General features: G+C 61.0%; 16 protein-coding genes. 10 read left to right on the forward strand and 6 right to left on the reverse strand.

Annotation, left to right across the window (positions count from 1 at the left end; all coding sequences use genetic code 11):
* The first annotated feature begins 225 nt into the window (after window positions 1-225).
* The 3 genes from AC4CWH_RS14185 (at window position 226) to pgi (ending at window position 5,039) form a co-directional block, all read left to right on the forward strand.
* On the forward strand, window positions 226-1,923 hold the full coding sequence (locus AC4CWH_RS14185; RefSeq protein WP_491319230.1) for a long-chain fatty acid--CoA ligase: 1,698 nt from the start codon (window positions 226-228) through the stop codon (window positions 1,921-1,923).
* A gap of 191 nt (window positions 1,924-2,114) precedes the next feature.
* The gene (locus tag AC4CWH_RS14190) at window positions 2,115-3,326 is read left to right on the forward strand and encodes an alpha/beta hydrolase (protein ID WP_491285450.1); all 1,212 of its coding nucleotides are present in this window, start codon (window positions 2,115-2,117) and stop codon (window positions 3,324-3,326) included.
* A gap of 96 nt (window positions 3,327-3,422) precedes the next feature.
* On the forward strand, window positions 3,423-5,039 hold the full coding sequence (gene pgi, locus AC4CWH_RS14195) for a glucose-6-phosphate isomerase (RefSeq protein WP_491319231.1): 1,617 nt from the start codon (window positions 3,423-3,425) through the stop codon (window positions 5,037-5,039).
* A 126-nt stretch (window positions 5,040-5,165) separates the two neighbouring features.
* On the opposite strand, the gene AC4CWH_RS14200 is transcribed toward pgi, so the two are convergent.
* The 4 genes from AC4CWH_RS14200 to pyrC form a co-directional block, all read right to left on the reverse strand.
* On the reverse strand, window positions 5,166-6,092 hold the full coding sequence (locus AC4CWH_RS14200) for a carbohydrate kinase family protein (protein WP_491319232.1): 927 nt from the start codon (window positions 6,090-6,092) through the stop codon (window positions 5,166-5,168).
* A 67-nt stretch (window positions 6,093-6,159) separates the two neighbouring features.
* Window positions 6,160-6,858, reverse strand: a complete 699-nt coding sequence (locus tag AC4CWH_RS14205) for an orotate phosphoribosyltransferase (protein WP_491282702.1) — start codon at window positions 6,856-6,858, stop codon at window positions 6,160-6,162.
* Window positions 6,859-6,995: 137 nt separating this feature from the next.
* Window positions 6,996-8,159, reverse strand: a complete 1,164-nt coding sequence (locus tag AC4CWH_RS14210) for a GGDEF domain-containing protein (protein WP_491319233.1) — start codon at window positions 8,157-8,159, stop codon at window positions 6,996-6,998.
* A 270-nt stretch (window positions 8,160-8,429) separates the two neighbouring features.
* Window positions 8,430-9,467: a dihydroorotase gene (gene pyrC, locus AC4CWH_RS14215; protein ID WP_491319234.1), complete on the reverse strand. Its 1,038-nt coding sequence runs from the start codon at window positions 9,465-9,467 to the stop codon at window positions 8,430-8,432.
* Window positions 9,468-9,676: 209 nt separating this feature from the next.
* Here pyrC and AC4CWH_RS14220 point away from each other — a divergent pair, with 209 nt between their 5' ends.
* Complete coding sequence (locus AC4CWH_RS14220; RefSeq protein ID WP_491319235.1) at window positions 9,677-10,618, forward strand: tetratricopeptide repeat protein; 942 nt, start codon at window positions 9,677-9,679, stop codon at window positions 10,616-10,618.
* Window positions 10,619-10,621: 3 nt separating this feature from the next.
* Here the strand turns inward: AC4CWH_RS14220 and AC4CWH_RS14225 are convergent, their stop codons facing one another.
* Window positions 10,622-11,662 carry a proline racemase family protein gene (locus AC4CWH_RS14225; RefSeq protein WP_491319236.1) on the reverse strand — a complete coding sequence of 347 codons (1,041 nt, stop codon included), beginning with the start codon at window positions 11,660-11,662 and terminating at the stop codon, window positions 10,622-10,624.
* Window positions 11,663-11,807: 145 nt separating this feature from the next.
* Between AC4CWH_RS14225 and cysQ the strand changes: the two genes are divergently transcribed.
* Entirely contained in the window at window positions 11,808-12,596 is a 789-nt protein-coding gene (cysQ, locus tag AC4CWH_RS14230; RefSeq protein WP_491319237.1) for a 3'(2'),5'-bisphosphate nucleotidase CysQ, read from the forward strand.
* A gap of 3 nt (window positions 12,597-12,599) precedes the next feature.
* Here the strand turns inward: cysQ and hemN are convergent, their stop codons facing one another.
* Entirely contained in the window at window positions 12,600-13,949 is a 1,350-nt protein-coding gene (gene hemN, locus AC4CWH_RS14235) for an oxygen-independent coproporphyrinogen III oxidase (protein WP_491319238.1), read from the reverse strand.
* A gap of 110 nt (window positions 13,950-14,059) precedes the next feature.
* Between hemN and AC4CWH_RS14240 the strand changes: the two genes are divergently transcribed.
* The 5 genes from AC4CWH_RS14240 (at window position 14,060) to rutD (ending at window position 18,433) form a co-directional block, all read left to right on the forward strand.
* A complete protein-coding gene (locus AC4CWH_RS14240; protein WP_491319239.1) occupies window positions 14,060-14,782 on the forward strand; it encodes a Crp/Fnr family transcriptional regulator in 723 nt (240 codons plus the stop codon).
* Between the two features lie 267 nt (window positions 14,783-15,049).
* Window positions 15,050-16,141, forward strand: coding sequence for a pyrimidine utilization protein A (rutA, locus tag AC4CWH_RS14245; protein WP_491285454.1), 1,092 nt, complete (start codon window positions 15,050-15,052; stop codon window positions 16,139-16,141).
* A complete protein-coding gene (rutB, locus tag AC4CWH_RS14250; protein WP_491319240.1) occupies window positions 16,138-16,884 on the forward strand; it encodes a pyrimidine utilization protein B in 747 nt (248 codons plus the stop codon). The genes rutA and rutB overlap by 4 nt, the downstream gene beginning before the upstream one ends.
* A 29-nt stretch (window positions 16,885-16,913) precedes the next feature.
* Entirely contained in the window at window positions 16,914-17,303 is a 390-nt protein-coding gene (gene rutC, locus AC4CWH_RS14255; protein ID WP_006728548.1) for a pyrimidine utilization protein C, read from the forward strand.
* Between the two features lie 335 nt (window positions 17,304-17,638).
* Complete coding sequence (gene rutD, locus AC4CWH_RS14260; RefSeq protein ID WP_491319241.1) at window positions 17,639-18,433, forward strand: pyrimidine utilization protein D; 795 nt, start codon at window positions 17,639-17,641, stop codon at window positions 18,431-18,433.
* Window positions 18,434-18,514: the final 81 nt, after the last annotated feature.

The following is an 18,514-nucleotide window of genomic DNA, read 5'->3' on the forward strand; positions in this document are numbered from 1 at the left end:
CATCGATACGTCCCGGCAAATGTCCTCAAAATGCGCAGCCGCAGTCCGTGCGGCATCAGGCCTGCTTTCTCTTTATCCGGCTCCACGGGATCAATTGACGTTTACGTCAAAGTTATTTAGCTTTGCCGCAAAGCCGGTGTAGGATGACCGGAAAAAGCATCAAGCGGTCACGCGGCTGGAGTGGAGGCCACGCGGGACTTGCCATTCGAGGAGGAACACACCGCCATGTCAGCCGTCACCCCCGCAGTTTCGGAGCCGAAAAAAATCTGGCTCGCATCCTATCCGCCCACTGTGCCAGCCGAACTTCCGCCACTTGCCCATCGCTCGCTGGGCCAGCTATTTGAGGAAAGCTGCACGCGGTATGCGGATCGCACCGCCTTTTCCAGCATGGGCAAGGCGATGACGTTTCGGACGCTCGAAGAGGAAAGCCGCAAGATCGGCATCTGGCTGCAGGGCCTTGGCCTCGTCAAGGGCGACCGCGTGGCGGTGATGATGCCGAACGTGCTGCAGAACCCGGTCGTGGTCTATGGCATTCTCAGGGCCGGCCTCGTGGTGGTCAACGTCAACCCGCTTTACACCCCGCGCGAGCTGGAGCATCAGCTGAACGATTCGGGCGCCCGCGCCATTTTTGTGCTCGAAAACTTTGCCCATACTGTGCAGCAGGTCGTGGCGAAGACCGATGTCAAACATGTGGTGGTGACGGCGCTTGGCGATATGCTCGGCCTCAAGGGCCATGTCGTCAATCTGGTCGTGCGGCGCGTCAAGAAGCTGGTGCCTGCCTGGTCCATGCCGATGGCAAAGAGTTTCCGGCAGGTTCTGTCAGCGGGTGCCCGAGGCACGCTGCGCCCCATCGAGGTGGCGCTGGATGACCTGGCTTTCCTGCAATATACCGGCGGCACGACGGGCGTTTCCAAGGGCGCGATGCTGACGCACCGCAACCTTCTCTCCAACAAGGACCAGATGGGATACTGGCTGGAAAGCGCCTTCCTGAAACGCCAGCGGCCGGACGTTCTGGTGTTTCTCTGCGCGCTGCCGCTTTACCATATCTTCGCGCTGACAGTGAATTCGCTGATGGGGATCGCGACCGGCAGCCATAATGTGCTGATCGCCAACCCGCGCGACCTGCCGGCGCTGGTGAAGGAAATCCAAAAACACAAGATCCACATCTTTCCCGGCCTCAACACGCTGTTCAACGCGCTTTTGAACAATGCCGACTTCCAGAAGCTCGATCATTCCGCGCTGACGCTGGTATTTGGCGGCGGCATGGCCGTTCAGCGCCCGGTTGCCGAGCGCTGGTTCGAAACGACGGGATGCCCGATCACGGAGGGGTACGGCCTTTCCGAAACAGCACCTGTTGCCACGGCAAACCGCGTCGATACGACCGAGTTTACCGGCACGATCGGCCTGCCCGTCTCCTCCACCGAGGTCAGCATCCGCGACGAGGACGGCCATTCTCTGACCCATGGCGAAGTCGGCGAGATCTGCATTCGCGGTCCGCAGGTGATGGCCGGTTACTGGAACCGGCCGGATGAAACCGCAAAGGCGATGACATCAGACGGCTATTTCCGCTCCGGCGACATGGGCTTCATGGACCAGCGCGGCTACGTCAAGATCGTCGATCGCAAGAAGGACATGATCCTTGTCTCCGGCTTCAATGTCTATCCCAACGAGGTGGAAGAGGTTGCCGCCATGCATCCGGGCGTTCTCGAATGCGCCGCCATTGGCATACCCGATGGCAATTCGGGCGAAGCGGTAAAGCTTTTTGTGGTGAAGAAGGATCTGTCACTCACGGAAGCGGCGCTCAAGGCGCATTGCGCCGAAAATCTCACCAATTACAAACGGCCGAGATCCATCGAGTTTCGCACCGAACTGCCGAAATCGCCGGTGGGCAAGATCCTGCGGCGCGAGCTGCGGCCGAAGTGACGCATTTTAAAAACCGTCACGAAAGAGCGCGTGCGGGATGGACGGCGAAGCAGCCGGCGTTTATGAGTAAGGCATGAACGCGGGCTATCCGGCCCGTCAGCCTCTGATTGACGGAACAGGATTTGACCAGGCTCCTCAACCTCACAGTCCGCACGCCTGTTTCGCCCCGCCTTAAGGGGGGCTCGCGGGCGATTGTCCTCCTTGCGCTTCTGTCGCTGGTGTCCGGCTGTGCCAGCCGCGCCGAGGGTGTTCTCGTCCCCACCACGCTTGAGGCCCGCGGCACGTCCAAGGTGGATGTGCTGGTTGCCACCACCCGCAAGGCATCCGATAATCCCGGCATCCTGTTTTCCGGCGAACGCGGCAAGGAACCCCAGGCCACGGAAATCGAGGTGTCGATCCCGCCGGAAAAAATGCGCAAGGTTGGCCAGGTGCAATGGCCAAAGCGCCTGCCGGCCGATCCGGCAAAGGAATTTGCAACGCTTGCCGTCAACGAGCTGACGATTCCGCAATCACGCCAATGGCTGAAGGCCCATATGCCGAAAAGTCGGCGTGTGCTGGTCTTCGTCCACGGTTTCAACAACCGCTATGAGGACGCCGTCTACCGTTTTGCCCAGATCGTGCATGACAGCGGCGCCGATGTGGCGCCCGTTCTTTTCACTTGGCCGTCGCGTGGCAGCATCTTTGCCTATAATTACGACAAGGAAAGCACCAATTATTCGCGCGATGCGCTGGAAACCATGCTGCGGCGGGTGTCCGAGGATCCGGGCGTTGGCGAAATTACGGTGATGGCCCATTCCATGGGTTCGTGGCTGACCATGGAGGCGCTGCGCCAGATGGCGATCCGCGACGGGCGGGTGTCACCAAAAATCCAGAATGTCATACTGGCCTCTCCTGATCTCGACGTCGACGTGTTCGGCCGCCAGTTGGACGAGATGGGCAAGAAACGGCCCAACATCACCTTGTTCGTGTCGCAGGACGACCGCGCGCTGCAACTGTCGCGGCGCATTTCCGGCAATGTCGATCGCCTCGGCCAGATCGACCCGCGCCAGGAACCCTATCGCTCGCAACTCGAAAAGGCCGGCATCACGGTGCTCGATCTGACGGCCCTCCAAGGCGGCGACCAGTTGAACCACGGAAAATTTGCCGAAAGTCCCTATGTGGTCAAACTTCTCGGCAACCGGCTGATCGCCGGCCAGACGGTCACCGATTCCTCCATCGGCCTTGGCGAAAGCATCGGGGCGCTTGCCGTCGGCACCGCGCAGACGGTGGGTGGCGCGGCAAGCGTTGCCGTCAGCGCCCCCATTGCCGTTTTCGATGCCCGCACGCGGCGCACCTATGTGGAACAGGTGGACCGTCTGGGCCAGACGATCGGCGGCACGGTGCAGACGGCTGTTGGTCAATAACAGCGATCTGCCGACATCCACCCCTCGCCAGCCTTGATTTGATCGGGAAACCAAATAGGTTCCGTCATCTATCATTGATGACCCAAGAGGAATGCCATGCAGGCGATCGTTGAACAGCTGAAGTCCACTGCCGCCGCCACGGAGGCGACGGATCTGCGTGCCGCATTTGCCGCCGACCCCTCCCGTTTCGACCGGTTCAGCGCACGCTTCGATGACCTGTTGATGGATTATTCGAAATGCGCCGTGAACGACAAGGTGATGGCGCTGCTCGAAACGCTGTTTGCCGAAGGCGGCGTGGCGGAAAAGCGCGCGGCCATGTTTGCCGGCGAAGCGATCAATTTTACTGAAAACCGTGCCGTACTGCACACCGCACTGCGCAACCGCTCCAACACACCGGTGCTGGTGGACGGCAAGGACGTGATGCCGGATGTGAACGCCGTGCTTGCCGCCATGGCCGCGTTCGCCTACGGCATCCGCTCCGGCGCGCTGAAGGGTGCCACCGGCAAGGCCATCACCGATGTGGTCAATATCGGCATCGGCGGCTCGGATCTCGGCCCGGTCATGGCAACGCTGGCGCTCGCTCCGTTCCATGACGGCCCGCGCGCGCATTTCGTCTCCAATGTCGACGGCGCCCATATTGCGGACACGCTGAAGCTGCTGGATGCCGAGACGAGCCTGTTCATCGTCGCCTCCAAGACCTTCACCACCATCGAGACCATGACCAACGCGGCGTCCGCGCGCGCCTTCATTGCCGATCAGCTGGGCGAAGAGGCCGTAAAACACCACTTCTGCGCCGTCTCCACCGCGCTCGACAAGGTGGCGGCCTTCGGCATCGACAGCGATCGCATTTTTGGCTTCTGGGATTGGGTTGGCGGACGTTATTCCATCTGGTCAGCCATCGGCCTGCCGCTGATGCTCGCCGTCGGCCCGGAGAATTTCGGAAAATTCCTCGATGGCGCCCATGCCATGGATACGCATTTCCGCGAGGCACCGGTGCGCGAAAACCTGCCGGCCCTGCTCGGGCTCATCGGTTATTACCATCGCAACGTGCTGGATTACCCCTCGCGCGCCATCCTGCCCTATGACCAGCGCTTGACGCGTTTCCCGGCCTATCTCCAGCAGCTCGACATGGAATCGAACGGCAAGGGCGTCACCATCGACGGCACCCCGGTCGAGGGCAATTCCGGCCCGGTCGTGTGGGGCGAACCCGGCACCAACGGACAGCATGCCTTCTACCAGCTGATCCATCAGGGCACGACCGTCATCCCGGCCGAGTTCATGATCGCCAAGACCGGCTTCGAGCCGAACCTTCGCCACCAGCACGAACTGCTGATCGCCAATTGCCTGGCCCAGTCGGCTGCCCTGATGAAGGGCCGCACGCTGGACGAGGCAAAGGCCCAGCTCGTAAAAGCCGGCATGGATGCCGCCAAGATCGATCACATCGCGCCGCACCGCGTCTTTACCGGCAACCGGCCCTCGATCACCTTCGTCTATGACCAGCTGACACCGTTTGCGCTGGGACGCCTGATTGCGCTTTACGAGCACCGGGTGTTTGTCGAAGGCGTGCTGTTCAAGATCAACTCGTTCGACCAGTGGGGTGTCGAGCTTGGCAAGGAACTGGCAACCGGCCTTCTGCCTGTTATCCAGGGCAAGGCCGCGGGCGAGGGACAGGACGGCTCGACCACCGGTCTGGTGAAGGCGCTGGTCGGCTGAGATTTTCAAGCGGGGCCAGCCCGGCTCCCGGAATGAAAAAGGGGTGGCAACGCGACGTTGCCACCCCTTTTTATGTCAGAGCCATTTTGCGTCAGAGCCCGAGGCTCGAACGGCTTTTAAAAAACGTCAGAGCCCGATTTCGTGGGCGTAGGGCGGGTTGGCGCCCGCGCGCGACACGGTGATGGCCGCGGCCCTGGCGCCCAGTGCCAGCGCATCCTTCACAGCCTGTTCGGAAAGGCTTGCGACCTTTTCCTTCGACAGCAGGTTCTGGCGTTTGAGCGAAGCAAGAATGCCGGCATCAAACGTGTCGCCGGCACCGACCGTATCCACGACCGTGACGCGCTCGGCTGGCACCACAACCTTGAAGCCGGCGGTATAGCCGATGGCGCCTTCAGCACCGCGGGTGATGACGACAAGCTTTGCGCCCTGCCCCAGCCAGTATTTGGCCAGCGTATCGTGATCGCCTTCCATGCCGAACCACTCAAGATCCTCATCGGAAAACTTGATGATGTCGGACATGGCGGCCATGCGGGCAACGCGGCCGTGATGTTTTTCGCGGTCCTTGATGAAGCCGGGGCGGATGTTGGGGTCAAACGAGATGACGCGTGTCTTGAATTCCCGCGCCATCAGCGTTTCGTAGGTTTCGCCGCAGGGTTCCGGAATGAGGCTGATCGCGCCGAAATGCATCGCCTCGATCTCGTCCCCAAGCTCCGGCAGGTCCTCGCGCGACAGCATCCGTCCGGCCGTGCCCTCATCGTAGAAGGCATAGGTGGCCTGGCCGTTCACCAGCTTGACGAAGGCAATGGTCGTCGGACGCGACGAGATGGCGCAGAAGCTTGCATCCACATGGCTTTTCTTCAGCGTCTCGCGCAGGATATCGCCCATCATGTCGTCGGACAGGCCGGTAAAGAAGCCGGTCGGCTGGCCGAGCCGGCCCAGAGCGATGGCGGTGTTGAAAATCGCGCCGCCTGCGTAAGGCGCAAAGCCGTTTTCGCCAAGCGTTGTTTCACGCGGCAACATGTCGATGAGAGCCTCACCGCAGCACAAGATCATTTGAATTCTCCTCGAAGGCGGACCGGGTCTTCAATCGATTAAATCAGGTTTGCGAAAAAGGCCAGCCTCACGCCTCGGGCAATTCGCTGACGCCACCATTGCGGGCCGACCAGGCAAGCGGCGCATCGAGGAAGCTTTCGACTTCCGACAGCGTCTCTGCATCGAACAGCTTTTGCGCCCGCGCCGCCGCCAGAACCTCGCGCCAGGTGGCGATGTGGTGCAGCGTGACGCGACCATTGGCGAAACGCGCCTCGGCCTGCGGGAAAAATCCGTAATAAAACAGCGCGATGGCATGATCGACGACACCGCCAGCCGCCCGCACCGCATCGATGAACTGGAACATGCTGCCGCCGACCGTCGTCAGGTCCTCGATCACGAGCACGCGGGCGCCTTCCGGCATATGACCCTCGATCTGGGCGGCGCGGCCATGGCCTTTCGGCTTCTTGCGCACGTAGATCATCGGCAGAGCCAGCCTGTCGGCGAGAAGAGCGGCAAAGGGAATACCTGCCGTCTCGCCACCGGCAATGCAATCGAACCGTTCAAAGCCCGCGTCGCGGGTCACGGTGGCGGCGGCAAAATCCATGATGGCGGAGCGGATGCGCGGATAAGACAGAAGCTTGCGGCAATCGATATAAACCGGGCTCGCCATGCCGGAGGCCAGCTTGTAGGGCTCCTGCGGGCGAAAATGCACCGCGCCGATTTCCCAGAGCATTTTCGCCATCAATTCGGCCATCACGCCGCGCTCGGGATACATCAAATGAACCATGCTCATCTCCACCGGTTTGCGTTGCGCGCAAATAGCAGCAACAGCGCCGACTGACCAGCGGGCGACACGGTTTATCCGGCGGCAGCGCGACAGAAAGATGCTTTTGCACCGGTAAGACGGCACCGGAAAAACCAGCGTCACGCGGTGGTCCGGGTCCCTTCATGGTCACGCTCGACGACCCGGTGCACGCGGTTGCGGCCATTGCGCTTGGCTTCGTAAAGGGCGGCGTCGGCGGCGTTCAGGATGCCGTCGAAATCCCGCCCTTCGGTGAAGCCATAGGCAATGCCGGCACTGACGGTGACGCGGAAGCGGGCATCTCCGGCGCTCAATTCGCGCTCGGCAAAATTGCGCCGGATGCGTTCGGCCAGCCATTCGGCATAACCGGGGGCGGCGCTACGAAGAACCGCGGCAAATTCCTCGCCGCCCAGCCTGGCCGCCGTGCTGAGACCCACGGCATCCTTCAGGTCTTCGGCAAGGCAACGGATCACCTCGTCCCCCACCGCATGGCCATACTGGTCGTTGACCGCCTTGAACCGGTCGATGTCGAAGACGATCACCGCCATCTCGTCGGTAAACAGGTCGCGCTGATGCAATTCAAACAGCGCGCGGCGGTTATAGAGCCCCGTCAGCGCATCGGTGATTGCCTCGCGACGGTGGCGGGCGGTGATGCGCGCCTGATGCACCATCAGCGACATGGCGCCGATACCGGTCATGCCGGCAATGCTGACGCCCGTATTGATCGCTTCGGAAAAATTGTCCGGCGCCTGCCCCATGACCCACTGGCCGTTTGCCGTAATCACCACGGCACACAAAACGAAGGACAGGCCCGTCAACGCATAGAGGACCGCCATGCCCACGAGCGCACCCGGCGCCTCCTGGCGTCCGCGCAGATATTCGAGGGCGGTGCCAAACAGCATGACCGCACAGGAGAGATTGAGCAGGACGAAACCGATGCCGTCATAACCGATGGCAATCGGCGACAGGGTGAGGACAAGCGAAAAGACGCTTGCAAAGACGGCACGCCGCACCGGTGATTGGTCCGTGCGGAACTGGAACGCTGCCGCATAGATAATGGCAAACCCCACCAGCATGGTGCCGAAGCTGATACCAAGAATAAAGTTTGACGGGTATTCGGTATAGTAGCTGTAGCAGAATATCGCGACGACCAGCCAGGCCAGCCCCACCACCCAGGTCAACAGAAAACCATCACCGCGCCGGCCAAACCATGTGGCAAACAAGGTGACCAGCAGGCAAAGCGTGGATACGCCCAACGAAATCAGTAACGTTCGGTAATCAAGCATCATGCCCGCCGGATTTCTAAGGCGAAGGTGTCTTAAAAGAAATTGACGCCGGTGGAGATTGTTCCGGCGGTAACTGCACTCAAACTACTAAAGCATGTATGTCGAAAGTGTTAAACGGTTTATGACCGGAAAATATAACCGGGCAACCAGCTGTCTCTGGCCTCGGGGACATGTCTTTATAAAAGCTGCAGCCCCAGTGTGGGGCGGCAGCCAGATCTTGGATCCAGATCCTGGATAGTGTCTCGGGACGGCCGAAACCTGGCCGGAACGCTAGACGACCTGCCAGTGCAGCGGGAACATCGGGTCGAACACCGTCACCGGTCCCGCCTCCGTATCGCGCTTTGCCGGATAGTCCACCGGCTCGTCCTGTTTTTCCAGCACCATGATCTCCTCGTTGGCGGCAAGGCCGTACCAGGCGGGGCCATTCAGCGAAGCGAAGGCCTCCAGCTTATCGAGCGCGTTTTCCTCTTCGAAGACATGGGCAAGGCAGCTCATGGTGTTGATCGAGGTGTAGATGCCGGCGCAGCCGCAGGCGCATTCCTTCAAGGGATCGACATGCGGGGCCGAATCCGTGCCGAGGAAAAAGCGGGCATCGCCCGAGGTTGCCGCCTTGCGCAGCGCCTGGCGATGATGTTCGCGCTTGGCAACCGGCAGGCAATAATAATGCGGGCGGATGCCGCCGACGAGCAGCGCATTGCGGTTGATGATCAGGTGATGGGTGGTGATCGAACCGGCCAGATTGCGGTCCGCGCCGAGAATGTAATCCACCCCGTCCTTCGTTGTCACATGTTCCATGGTGATGCGCAGGTCCGGCAGGCGGCGGCGGATCACATCCAGCTTCTCGTCGATGAACACCGCCTCGCGGTCAAAAATATCCACCTCCGGCGTTGTCACCTCGCCATGCACGCAGAGCGGCATGCCGATCTTGGCCATGCGCTCCAGTGTCGGCATCGCCTTGTCGAGGTCGCGAACGCCGCCGTGCGAATTGGTGGTGGCACCGGCCGGGTAAAGCTTGACGGCGGTGATGAGGCCGCTCTTCAACCCCTCCTCGACATCATCAGGGTCTGTGTGTTCCGTCAGATAGAGCGTCATCAGCGGCTGAAAACGATCCCCGGCCGGCAGTACATCCAGAATGCGTTGGCGATAGGCCTTGGCATCCGCGGTGGTCACGACGGGCGGCACCAGGTTCGGCATGATGATCGCGCGGGCAAAATGCCGGCTTGTGTCTCCGATCACGGCTGCCATCACCGCGCCGTCGCGCAGGTGAAGATGCCAGTCATCGGGGCGGCGAATGCGAATGCTGTTCATGGCGTGCTGTTCCGTGTGATCCGTCTTATCCCCGCCATAGCACCCGTTGGCAAAGGCCGACAACTGATCGGGCCTTGGTTTTTTTCATTGCTGACGCCGGAACGAAGGCCAGCGCTGATCATCAAGCCGTGATCGGCACAGATCGACGGAACCGGCTGTCAAGTCCTGCGTTCATTAATCAAATATAAAGTTTTGAACCGGAGAGAAGAATGAACGCCCGTTCTTCACAGATCAGGAATTTCGCAAGTGTGTGTGCCGGAACCGTCGTAGTTCTGGGAGCGCTGACTGTCGCGCCGAATGCCCGCGAGCCCGCACAGGTGGTTCTTGCCGCAGCCATGCAGGACCAGTGCGACCGCATGGCCGGAAGCCCCTACGACCAGAACCGCAACATGGCCTACGCTCCTGTCGGAATCGAAGAAATCGATACGCAGGCCGTGACTGCCTGCCGGATCGCCTTCGAATCCACCCATAATCCACGCTTCGCCTACCAACTCGGTCGCGCGCTGAACAAGACACAGGAAGCCGACCAGGCCATGACCGCCTATGAGACGGCAGTCAATGCGGACTATTCCGCCGCAAAGGTGAACTTCGGCATGCTGCTCGGCCGCCTTGGCGACACCACGCGCGAGTTCACGATGTATAGCGAGGCAGCGGCGGCCGGCAATGTGCTGGCCTCCTATAATCTCGGCGTTGCCTATCGTGACGGTCTCGGCACCGACAAGAACGGCACAGAAGCCCTCAACTGGTTCGAAAAGGCCGCTGCCGGCGGTGATGACACCGCAGCGTTCAACATCGGCGCGATGTATGACGAGGGCGATCTCGTGCCGGAAGACAACCAGCTGGCAATTGCCTGGTACGATATCGCCGCCAAGCGCGGCAATGCCGATGCCATGATCAATCTCGGCCTGATGTATCAGGTCGGCGAAGGCATTGCCGCCAATCCGCAGGCTGCCGCGGAAATGTATGCTGAGGCCGCCGCCACCGGCGATACGTTCGGTGCGCTGAAGCTGAAGGAAATGCAGGATGCGGGCGTCGTGCCGGCTCCGGCACCTAATGTTGCCTCCAATGACGCAGCGCCCAATAACGGCCTCGACATGCTGGTGCTGCAGGAAGGCGACGTGGAAATCCCCTCGTCGCTGCTGTCGATCTGAGGTTTAGCCGGGAATATCGCCGGCTGACGGCCCCCAGACATCGGTCATGGCAAAGCCCGATGCCAATGGATCGAATGGATCAAGCGCCACCGTCTGCTGACCGAAGGTAAATCCGCGCCCGCTGATGGTGGGGATAACCGCCGGGCGCCCTGCAATTTCAGTCACGCCCGACAAACCGACACGGAATTCCGAACCGATGATGGAGCGCGAGGTGAAAACCTCTCCTTCCTTCACCTTGCCGCGCGCATAAAGCGTTGCAAGGTTGGCCGAATTGCCGGTGCCGCAGGGCGAACGGTCGGCGCGTCCCGGCCACATGGTGGTGCAGGTGCGCACGGCTCCGTCAGGGTCGATATCGCGGAACATCACATAAGCGACGCCGGAAACGGCGGGGATTTCCGGGTGGACGACGGGGAATTTCTCGTTCACCGCAGCCTTCAACTCCATGCCGGCGGCAACCAGCGCTGCGGCATTGTGTTTTTCGATGGTAAGGCCGATCTGGCCCACATCCACCAGCGCATAAAACACGCCGCCATAGGCGAGATCGAGGCTGATTGCTCCCCATTTCGTCTCAAGCGACACATCCAGCGCGTGGACGAAGGACGGCACCATGGTGAGTTCGACGCGCTCGCAGCGACCATCGCGGCAGGTGGCGCGCGCCCGCACCAGACCAGCCGCGGTTTCCAGCACCACTGTCGTTTCCGGCTCGTGCATCTCCACCATGCCGCTTTCGAGAAGCGCCGTCGTCACGCAGATGGAGTTGGAGCCGGAACTGGCATGGGCCTGATCCGGCTGAAGAATGATGAAGGCCGCATCGGCTGAAGGGTCGCTGGGCGGCACCAGAAGGTTGACGGAGCCGATGGGGTTTCCGCGTGGCTCGAGACACAGGAAGCGCCGCAGCTCCTGCCCCTTCGGATCGCTGTTCAGCCAGGCAAGCTTGTCAGCCGTGGTCACACCGGGAATTTTCGGCACGCCGCCGATGGCCACCTTGCCGATTTCGCCTTCGGCATGGACATCCAGCAACTGCATCGTCCGTTTCCATCGCATGGTACTTGTCCTTCCTGCCTGACTGCTGCCGGCCTTCGTTTCGAAGCACGGCGGCGCGACCATAGGACCAGCCGGCCCGGCCCGGCAAGGCGGCGGATTTGCTTTTTCGCGCCCGATACCGCATCACCACACGAAGACCCATGCCATGGACATGCCAATGCTTGCTCTTTTCGAAAAGGCCGCCCTTGAGGCCGGCCGCGTCATTCTGGATATCTACGCGCGCGGCTGCGCGGTGGATACCAAGGCCGATGCGACCCCGGTGACGGAAGCCGATATCCGCGCCGAAGAGATCATCCTGTCGATCCTTGCCCCGGCGCTTCCCGATCTTCCGATCATTGCGGAAGAACAGGTGGCCGCCGGCATCGTGCCGGATATTTCAGGCGGCCGTTTCCTGCTGATCGATCCCTTGGATGGCACGCGCGAATTCATCAGCCGCAATGGCGAGTTCACCGTCAACATCGCGCTGATCGATAACGGCGTGCCGGTGGCAGGCATTGTTCATGCGCCAGTGCTCGGCACAGCCTATCTGGGCGGGCCGGATGGCGCTGTCAAACTGACGCTCGACGCCGACCAGCAGGTTATCTCGCGCCATGCCATCAGCGGGCGCGCGGTCGCCACGCCGCCGATTGCCATGGCCAGCCGGTCGCATCAGGATCCGGAAACCGCTGCCTGTCTGCAGCAGATGAATGTGTCGGAGTGTCGCCACATCGGCTCGTCGCTGAAATTCGGCCTGCTCGCCGAAGGACTTGCCGACGTCTATCCACGTTTTGGCCGCACCATGGAATGGGATACGGCTGCCGGCGATGCCGTGCTGCGGGCCGCCGGCGGCGCCACACTTCTCACCGACGGAACGCCGCTGCTCTATGGCAAGCGCCGGCGCCCAGACATGGCCGATTTCGCCAATCCCGCCTTTATTGCCTGGGGCAAACGCTGATCGTCAGACGGCCACCGAATGGCGCGCCTTGCCGGCGCCGAAATAACGGTCGAAGCGGGCCGCGATCGTGCGCACGAACAGCCGCCCTTGTGGCAGAACCTCGAAACGGTCGCCATCGAAACGGATGAAGCCGTCCGTGTCATCCGCCTCGATGCGTTCGGCATCTGCCCGAACGCTTTCGGCGGCGGCACCGTAACGCGCCCTGAGAGCAGAGACGGAAAACTCGTAAGCGCACATCAAGCCTTCGATGGCATCGCCGACCGCCCGGTCGATCGGGGAAAGCGCAAAGCCCTTGGCAATCGGCAGGCGCCCCTCGCGCACGGTGCGGATATAGTCGCCCGTCGCCACGATATTTTGCACATAACCGCCTTCGACCCGCCCGATGGAGGAGGCGCCAAAGCCGATCAGGCTCGGCGCGCGGTCGGTCGTATACCCTTGGAAATTGCGCTTCACCTCACCCCGGTCCAGCGCCTGCGCCAAGCTGTCGCCCGGTCGCGCAAAATGATCGATGCCGATGGCCAGATAACCGGCGGCACTCAACTGCTCGCCGATCAGCTGCAACATCTCCAGCCGCCCCTCGACACCGGCAAGCGCTGCCTCGTCGATCAGCGTCTGGTGTTTCTTCATCCACGGCACATGCGCATAACCAAAAATGGCAAAGCGGTCCGGCTGCATGGAGAGCGAGAGCGTCAGCGTTTCCTTGAGGCTCTCCTTGGTCTGGTGCGGCAGGCCGTAGACGACATCGAGATTGACGCCGCCAATGCCGAGTTCCCTCAGAAGGCTGACGACACGCTCCGTCTGGTGAAAGCTCTGCGGCCGGTTGATCGCTGCCTGCACCGCCGGATCGAAATCCTGCACGCCGACACTTGCCCGCGTCATGCCGAAATCCCGCCACGCGGCAAGCTTGACCGCATCCACGTAGCCCGGATCGATCTCGACGCTGATTTCTGCCGTCGGGTCGATGTCGAAATGTGCCTCCAGCACCTGGCGAAGCCGTGTCAAATCCGAGGGTGACAGGATGGTGGGCGAACCGCCGCCAAAGTGGATCGTGCCGACACTGCGCCGTTTCGGCAGGTGGGATGCAACAAGCGCGATTTCCGCCGCCAGCGCATCTACATAGGCGCCAACCGGATCATACCGCTTCACCTGTTTGGTGTGACAGCCGCAATACCAGCACAGCCGGTCGCAGAAGGGCACATGCAGGTAAAGCGACAGCGGCGCATCGCCGTCCTCTTTGCCAAGCCAGCGGGCATAGGCCTCGGACCCGACGCCCGGATGGAAATGCGGGGCGGTCGGATAGCTCGTGTAGCGCGGCACGGGGGCGGAATATCGGGCAAGAAGATCTGGCTGCATGGTCCCATCCTTTTGATCCTTTCCAGAATACAAAGGGAAAAAACGGGCCGCCTTGATCAAGGTCAAGCCGGATGGCGCAGCCGCGCCGGAGGAGTTATATCTGATAGGCCATGGACATAACCCGCCGCGATATCCACTCCCTCGACATCCCCGTGCTCTGCAAAAGCTGCGACGTGCGCCACAAGGGCATGTGCGGCGCGCTTGCCCCGGAAGAACTGCTGCAGCTTTCGCGCCAGACCCGGCAGATCGAACAGCCGGCCGGCACGGAACTTGTGGGCGAAAGCACCGATGTCGATGCCTATGACAATGTGATGAGCGGCGTGGTCAAACTGTCGAAAACGCTGGAGGATGGCCGCCAGCAGATCATCGGCCTGCAGTTTGCGCCGGATCTCGTTGGCCGCCTTTATGCCAGCGAAAGCCCGATGACGGCGGAGGCTGCCTCCGACATTACCATCTGCCGCGTTCCGAAGTTGACGCTGGAACGGCTGGTCGAGCGCAATCCGGTCTTGCGCAAACGATTGATGGACCAGGCCTTGCGCGAACTGGACGAGGCGCGTGACTGGATGGTGACGCTGGGGCGCAAGACGGCGGCAGAAAAGGTGGCAAGCCTTCTGCTTCTGATCGCAACCCATCTCGATCCGGATGCACGGGGAGAGACCCGCGTTTTCGACCTGCCGATGTCGCGCCTCGATATTGCCGATTACCTCGGCCTCACCATCGAAACCGTATCGCGGCAATTTTCGCGGCTGAAATCGGATGGCATCATCACCATCACCGCCAATCGTCATATCGAGATCGTCAATCTCGCCCGGCTGAAAAAACGCTGCGGCTGACGCGCTGTTTTCTGCATCTGGAAACGACGCCCGTTTCAGCGCCAGTATCTGACAAAGATCAAAAAACAGCCAAGCGCCTGCCTATTGGCCGGGCACGCCGCCGCATTTTTATTGATCGGACGGTAAATTTTTGACCATCTGATAAATTTTCTGGAGATCAAATTTCTAAGCCTTTGAATAAATAGAACATATTCATTCTGGCACGCGGATTGCTTTTCTGTTGTCATATCGAGGCCGGTCGTGCCTCGCGACAGAGGGAGCATGAACATGGAAATCGGTGTCTTCATTCCAATCGGCAATAACGGCTGGCTGCTGTCGGAAAACGCGCCGCAATACAAGCCGAGCTTCGAGTTGAACAAGGCGATCACGCTGAAGGCCGAAGAATACGGCTTCGACTTTGCGCTCTCGATGATCAAGCTGCGCGGCTTTGGCGGCAAGACGGAATTCTGGGACTATAATCTCGAAAGCTTCACGCTGATGGCGGGCCTTGCCGCCGTCACCTCCAAAATCAAGCTGTTCGGCACCGCCGCCACCCTCATCATGCCGCCGGCGATCGTGGCGCGCATGGCGACCACGATCGATTCCATCTCCGGCGGCCGTTTCGGCATCAACCTCGTCACCGGCTGGCAGCGCCCGGAATACAGCCAGATGGGCCTCTGGCCCGGCGACGACTATTTTTCCGACCGCTACGAATATTTGTCGGAATACGCGACCGTTCTGAAGGACCTTCTGACATCAGGCCAGTCGGACCTGAAGGGCAAGCATTTCCAGATGGACGATTGCCGCATGAAGCCGATCCCGGAAGGCGATGTGAAGCTGATCTGCGCCGGCTCGTCCAATGCCGGCATGGATTTTTCGGCGAAATATGCCGATTACAGCTTTTGCTTCGGTGTTGGCGTCAACACGCCAAAAGCCTTTGCGCCCACCAATGATCGCCTGCTGGCGGCAACCGCCAAGACCGGCCGCGAGGTGCGCTCCTTCGTGCTGACCATGGTTCTCGCCGAAGAAACCACGGAAGAGGCCTTTGCCAAGTGGGAACATTACAAGGCCGGCGCCGATGAGGAAGCCATCAAATGGCTGGGCTTGCAGAGTGCCGCCGACACCAAGTCCGGCTCCGACACCAATGTGCGCCACATGGCAAACCCCGTTTCTGCCGTCAACATCAACATGGGCACGCTGATCGGCTCCTATGCCGAAGTCGCCGCCATGCTGGACGAGATGAGCGAAGTGCCCGGCACCGGCGGCGTGATGCTGACGTTTGACGATTTTCTCGAAGGCATCGAAAAGTTTGGCAAATATGTGCAGCCGCTGATGAAAAGCCGTGCCCATGTGACCGAAATGCTGGAGGCCGCCGAATGAGCGACACAGTTGTTGCAGGTTATCAGCCGCGCCCGGAACGGACGAAAAGCGTCACGCTTCCCGCCCGCCCCGAGCCGATCACGCTGAAACCCTCGGAAACCGCCGTCGTCGTCGTTGACATGCAGAACGCCTATTCCACCGAAGGCGGTTATGTGGATCTCGCCGGTTTCGACATTGCCGGCGCCAAGGGCACTATCGCAAACATCAAGAAAACACTGGATGCGGCCCGCGAAGCGGGCGTGCTCGTCGTTTATTTCCAGAACGGCTGGGACAAGGATTATGTCGAGGCCGGTGGCCCGGGCTCGCCCAACTGGCACAAGTCGAATGCGTTGAAAACCATGCGCGCCCGGCCGGAACTGCAGGGCCAGCTTCTTGCCAAGGGCACCTGGGATTACGCGATCGTTGATGAGCTACAGCCGCAGCCGGGTGATATCCTGGTGCCGAAGACGCGGTATTCCGGCTTCTTCAACACCAATATGGACAGCGTGCTCAGAGCCCGCGGCATCCGCAATCTCGTCTTTGTCGGCATTGCCACGAATGTCTGCGTCGAAAGCTCGCTGCGCGATGCCTTCCACCTCGAATATTTCGGCGTGATGCTGGAGGATGCGACGCATCACCTCGGCCCTGAGTTCATCCAGCAGGCGACAGTCTACAATGTCGAAAAATTCTTCGGCTGGGTCTCAACCGTCAATGATTTCTGTGGCGCGATCGGTCAGGCAGCCCCTGCCGATGCCGCCGAATAATCCCTTTCATCACCTCAAGGAGTTCACGCATGCCGAAAACCATCGTCGTTCCCGAAGGCACATCCAAGCCGCTCGCCCCCTATTCGCCCGGCACGCTGGCCGATGGCATCCTCTACGTCTCGGGCACGCTGCCCTTCGACAAGAACAATGACGTCGTCCATGTCGGCGATGCAGCCGCCCAGACCCGCCACGTGCTGGAGACGATCAAATCCGTCATCGAAACCGCCGGCGGCACGATGCAGGACGTCACGATGAACCACATCTTCGTCACCGACTGGGCCAATTACCAGGCGGTGAACAAGGTTTATGCGGAATATTTTCCAAGCAACGAGCCGGCCCGCTACTGCGTGCAATGCGGCCTGGTGAAGCCGGATGCGCTGGTGGAAATCGCAACGGTGGCGCATATCGGGAAAAAGTGAGCGGGCGTTAAACCCTACCGCATCCGCCTGCCGGCACAGTCTCCCCGCAAACGGGAGGGCCATCGCATTTGAAATAAGACCCTCTCTGCCCTGCCGGGCATCTCCGCCCACAGGGGGAGATACTGCGCAGCAAGCGCCCGGTTCCTGCACCAGGCGGTGCGACCGGGTTAAGCACTCCCCCTCGTGGGGAGGGTTTGGGAGGGGACTTGTCTCATAGGCGATTGCCCTGCCGTACGCGGGCAGAGGGACAGAATGCAACCACTCCACACCCGAGGCTCTCCCCTCTCCCCGCGGGGAGAGGGCCAGGGTGAGGGGCAAGCCAGAGCAAAAAACACATGCATTACGACATCCACGGCAACACCGCTCCCGATGCCCCGACCATCCTCCTCTCCTCCGGGCTTGGCGGCTCCGGCGCCTATTGGGCACCGCAGATCGAGGCGCTGGGCGAACATTTTCGTCTCGTGACCTATGACCACCGCGGCTGCGGCCGCACCGGCGGCGAGGTGCCTGAGGAGGGCGGTATTTCCGCCATGGCTGACGACGTGCTGGAGATTGTCGATACGCTGAAGCTGACAAAATTCCACGTCATCGGCCATGCGCTGGGCGGCCTGATCGGCCTCGACATTGCGCTCCGCCGCCCCGAACTGATCGAAAAGCTCGTGCTGATCAATGCCTGGAGCAAGGCCGACCCGCATTCCGGCCGCTGCTTCGATATCCGCCTGGAACTGTTGGAAAAATCCGGCGTGGAAGCTTTTGTGAAGGCGCAACCGCTGTTTCTTTATCCCGCCTGGTGGATGAGCGCGAACGCGGCCCGTCTTGCCGACGACGACAAACACGGCGTGTCCCATTTCCAGGGCAGAACCAATGTTATCAGGCGAATTGCAGCGCTGCGCGCCTTCGACGTGGATGCGCGGCTTGGCGAAATCACCGCACCGACGCTGGTGATGGCGACGCGCGACGACCTTCTGGTGCCCTATACGCGTTCAGAGCGGCTGGCCGAAGGATTGCCAAACGCCACCCTGTCACTCAGCGACAGCGGCGCCCACGCCATGAACATCGTTTTCCCGGATGCGTTCAACCGCACGGTCATCGATTTCCTGAAGACAGACCATGTGGGCTCGACCGCCTAGCCCCCAGACAAGATTTTGTTGGCGGGCGGATGAACCCCTGCCCGAAAAACATCGTAGACTGCCACGCACACGCCCTCTGGA

The organism is Neorhizobium sp. PAMB6716 (genome assembly GCF_058242805.1).

Bases quoted from the DNA above. Each gene is read 5' to 3' on its own strand.
- AC4CWH_RS14185 (WP_491319230.1), top strand. From the start codon at position 226: ATGTCAGCCGTCACCCCCGCAGTTTCGGAGCCGAAAAAAATCTGGCTC.
- pgi (WP_491319231.1), top strand. From the start codon at position 3,423: ATGCAGGCGATCGTTGAACAGCTGAAGTCCACTGCCGCCGCCACGGAG.
- AC4CWH_RS14200 (WP_491319232.1), bottom strand. From the start codon at position 6,092: ATGATCTTGTGCTGCGGTGAGGCTCTCATCGACATGTTGCCGCGTGAA.
- AC4CWH_RS14205 (WP_491282702.1), bottom strand. From the start codon at position 6,858: ATGGTTCATTTGATGTATCCCGAGCGCGGCGTGATGGCCGAATTGATG.
- AC4CWH_RS14210 (WP_491319233.1), bottom strand. From the start codon at position 8,159: ATGCTTGATTACCGAACGTTACTGATTTCGTTGGGCGTATCCACGCTT.
- pyrC (WP_491319234.1), bottom strand. From the start codon at position 9,467: ATGAACAGCATTCGCATTCGCCGCCCCGATGACTGGCATCTTCACCTG.
- AC4CWH_RS14220 (WP_491319235.1), top strand. From the start codon at position 9,677: ATGAACGCCCGTTCTTCACAGATCAGGAATTTCGCAAGTGTGTGTGCC.
- AC4CWH_RS14225 (WP_491319236.1), bottom strand. From the start codon at position 11,662: ATGCGATGGAAACGGACGATGCAGTTGCTGGATGTCCATGCCGAAGGC.
- cysQ (WP_491319237.1), top strand. From the start codon at position 11,808: ATGGACATGCCAATGCTTGCTCTTTTCGAAAAGGCCGCCCTTGAGGCC.
- hemN (WP_491319238.1), bottom strand. From the start codon at position 13,949: ATGCAGCCAGATCTTCTTGCCCGATATTCCGCCCCCGTGCCGCGCTAC.
- AC4CWH_RS14240 (WP_491319239.1), top strand. From the start codon at position 14,060: ATGGACATAACCCGCCGCGATATCCACTCCCTCGACATCCCCGTGCTC.
- rutA (WP_491285454.1), top strand. From the start codon at position 15,050: ATGGAAATCGGTGTCTTCATTCCAATCGGCAATAACGGCTGGCTGCTG.
- rutB (WP_491319240.1), top strand. From the start codon at position 16,138: ATGAGCGACACAGTTGTTGCAGGTTATCAGCCGCGCCCGGAACGGACG.
- rutC (WP_006728548.1), top strand. From the start codon at position 16,914: ATGCCGAAAACCATCGTCGTTCCCGAAGGCACATCCAAGCCGCTCGCC.
- rutD (WP_491319241.1), top strand. From the start codon at position 17,639: ATGCATTACGACATCCACGGCAACACCGCTCCCGATGCCCCGACCATC.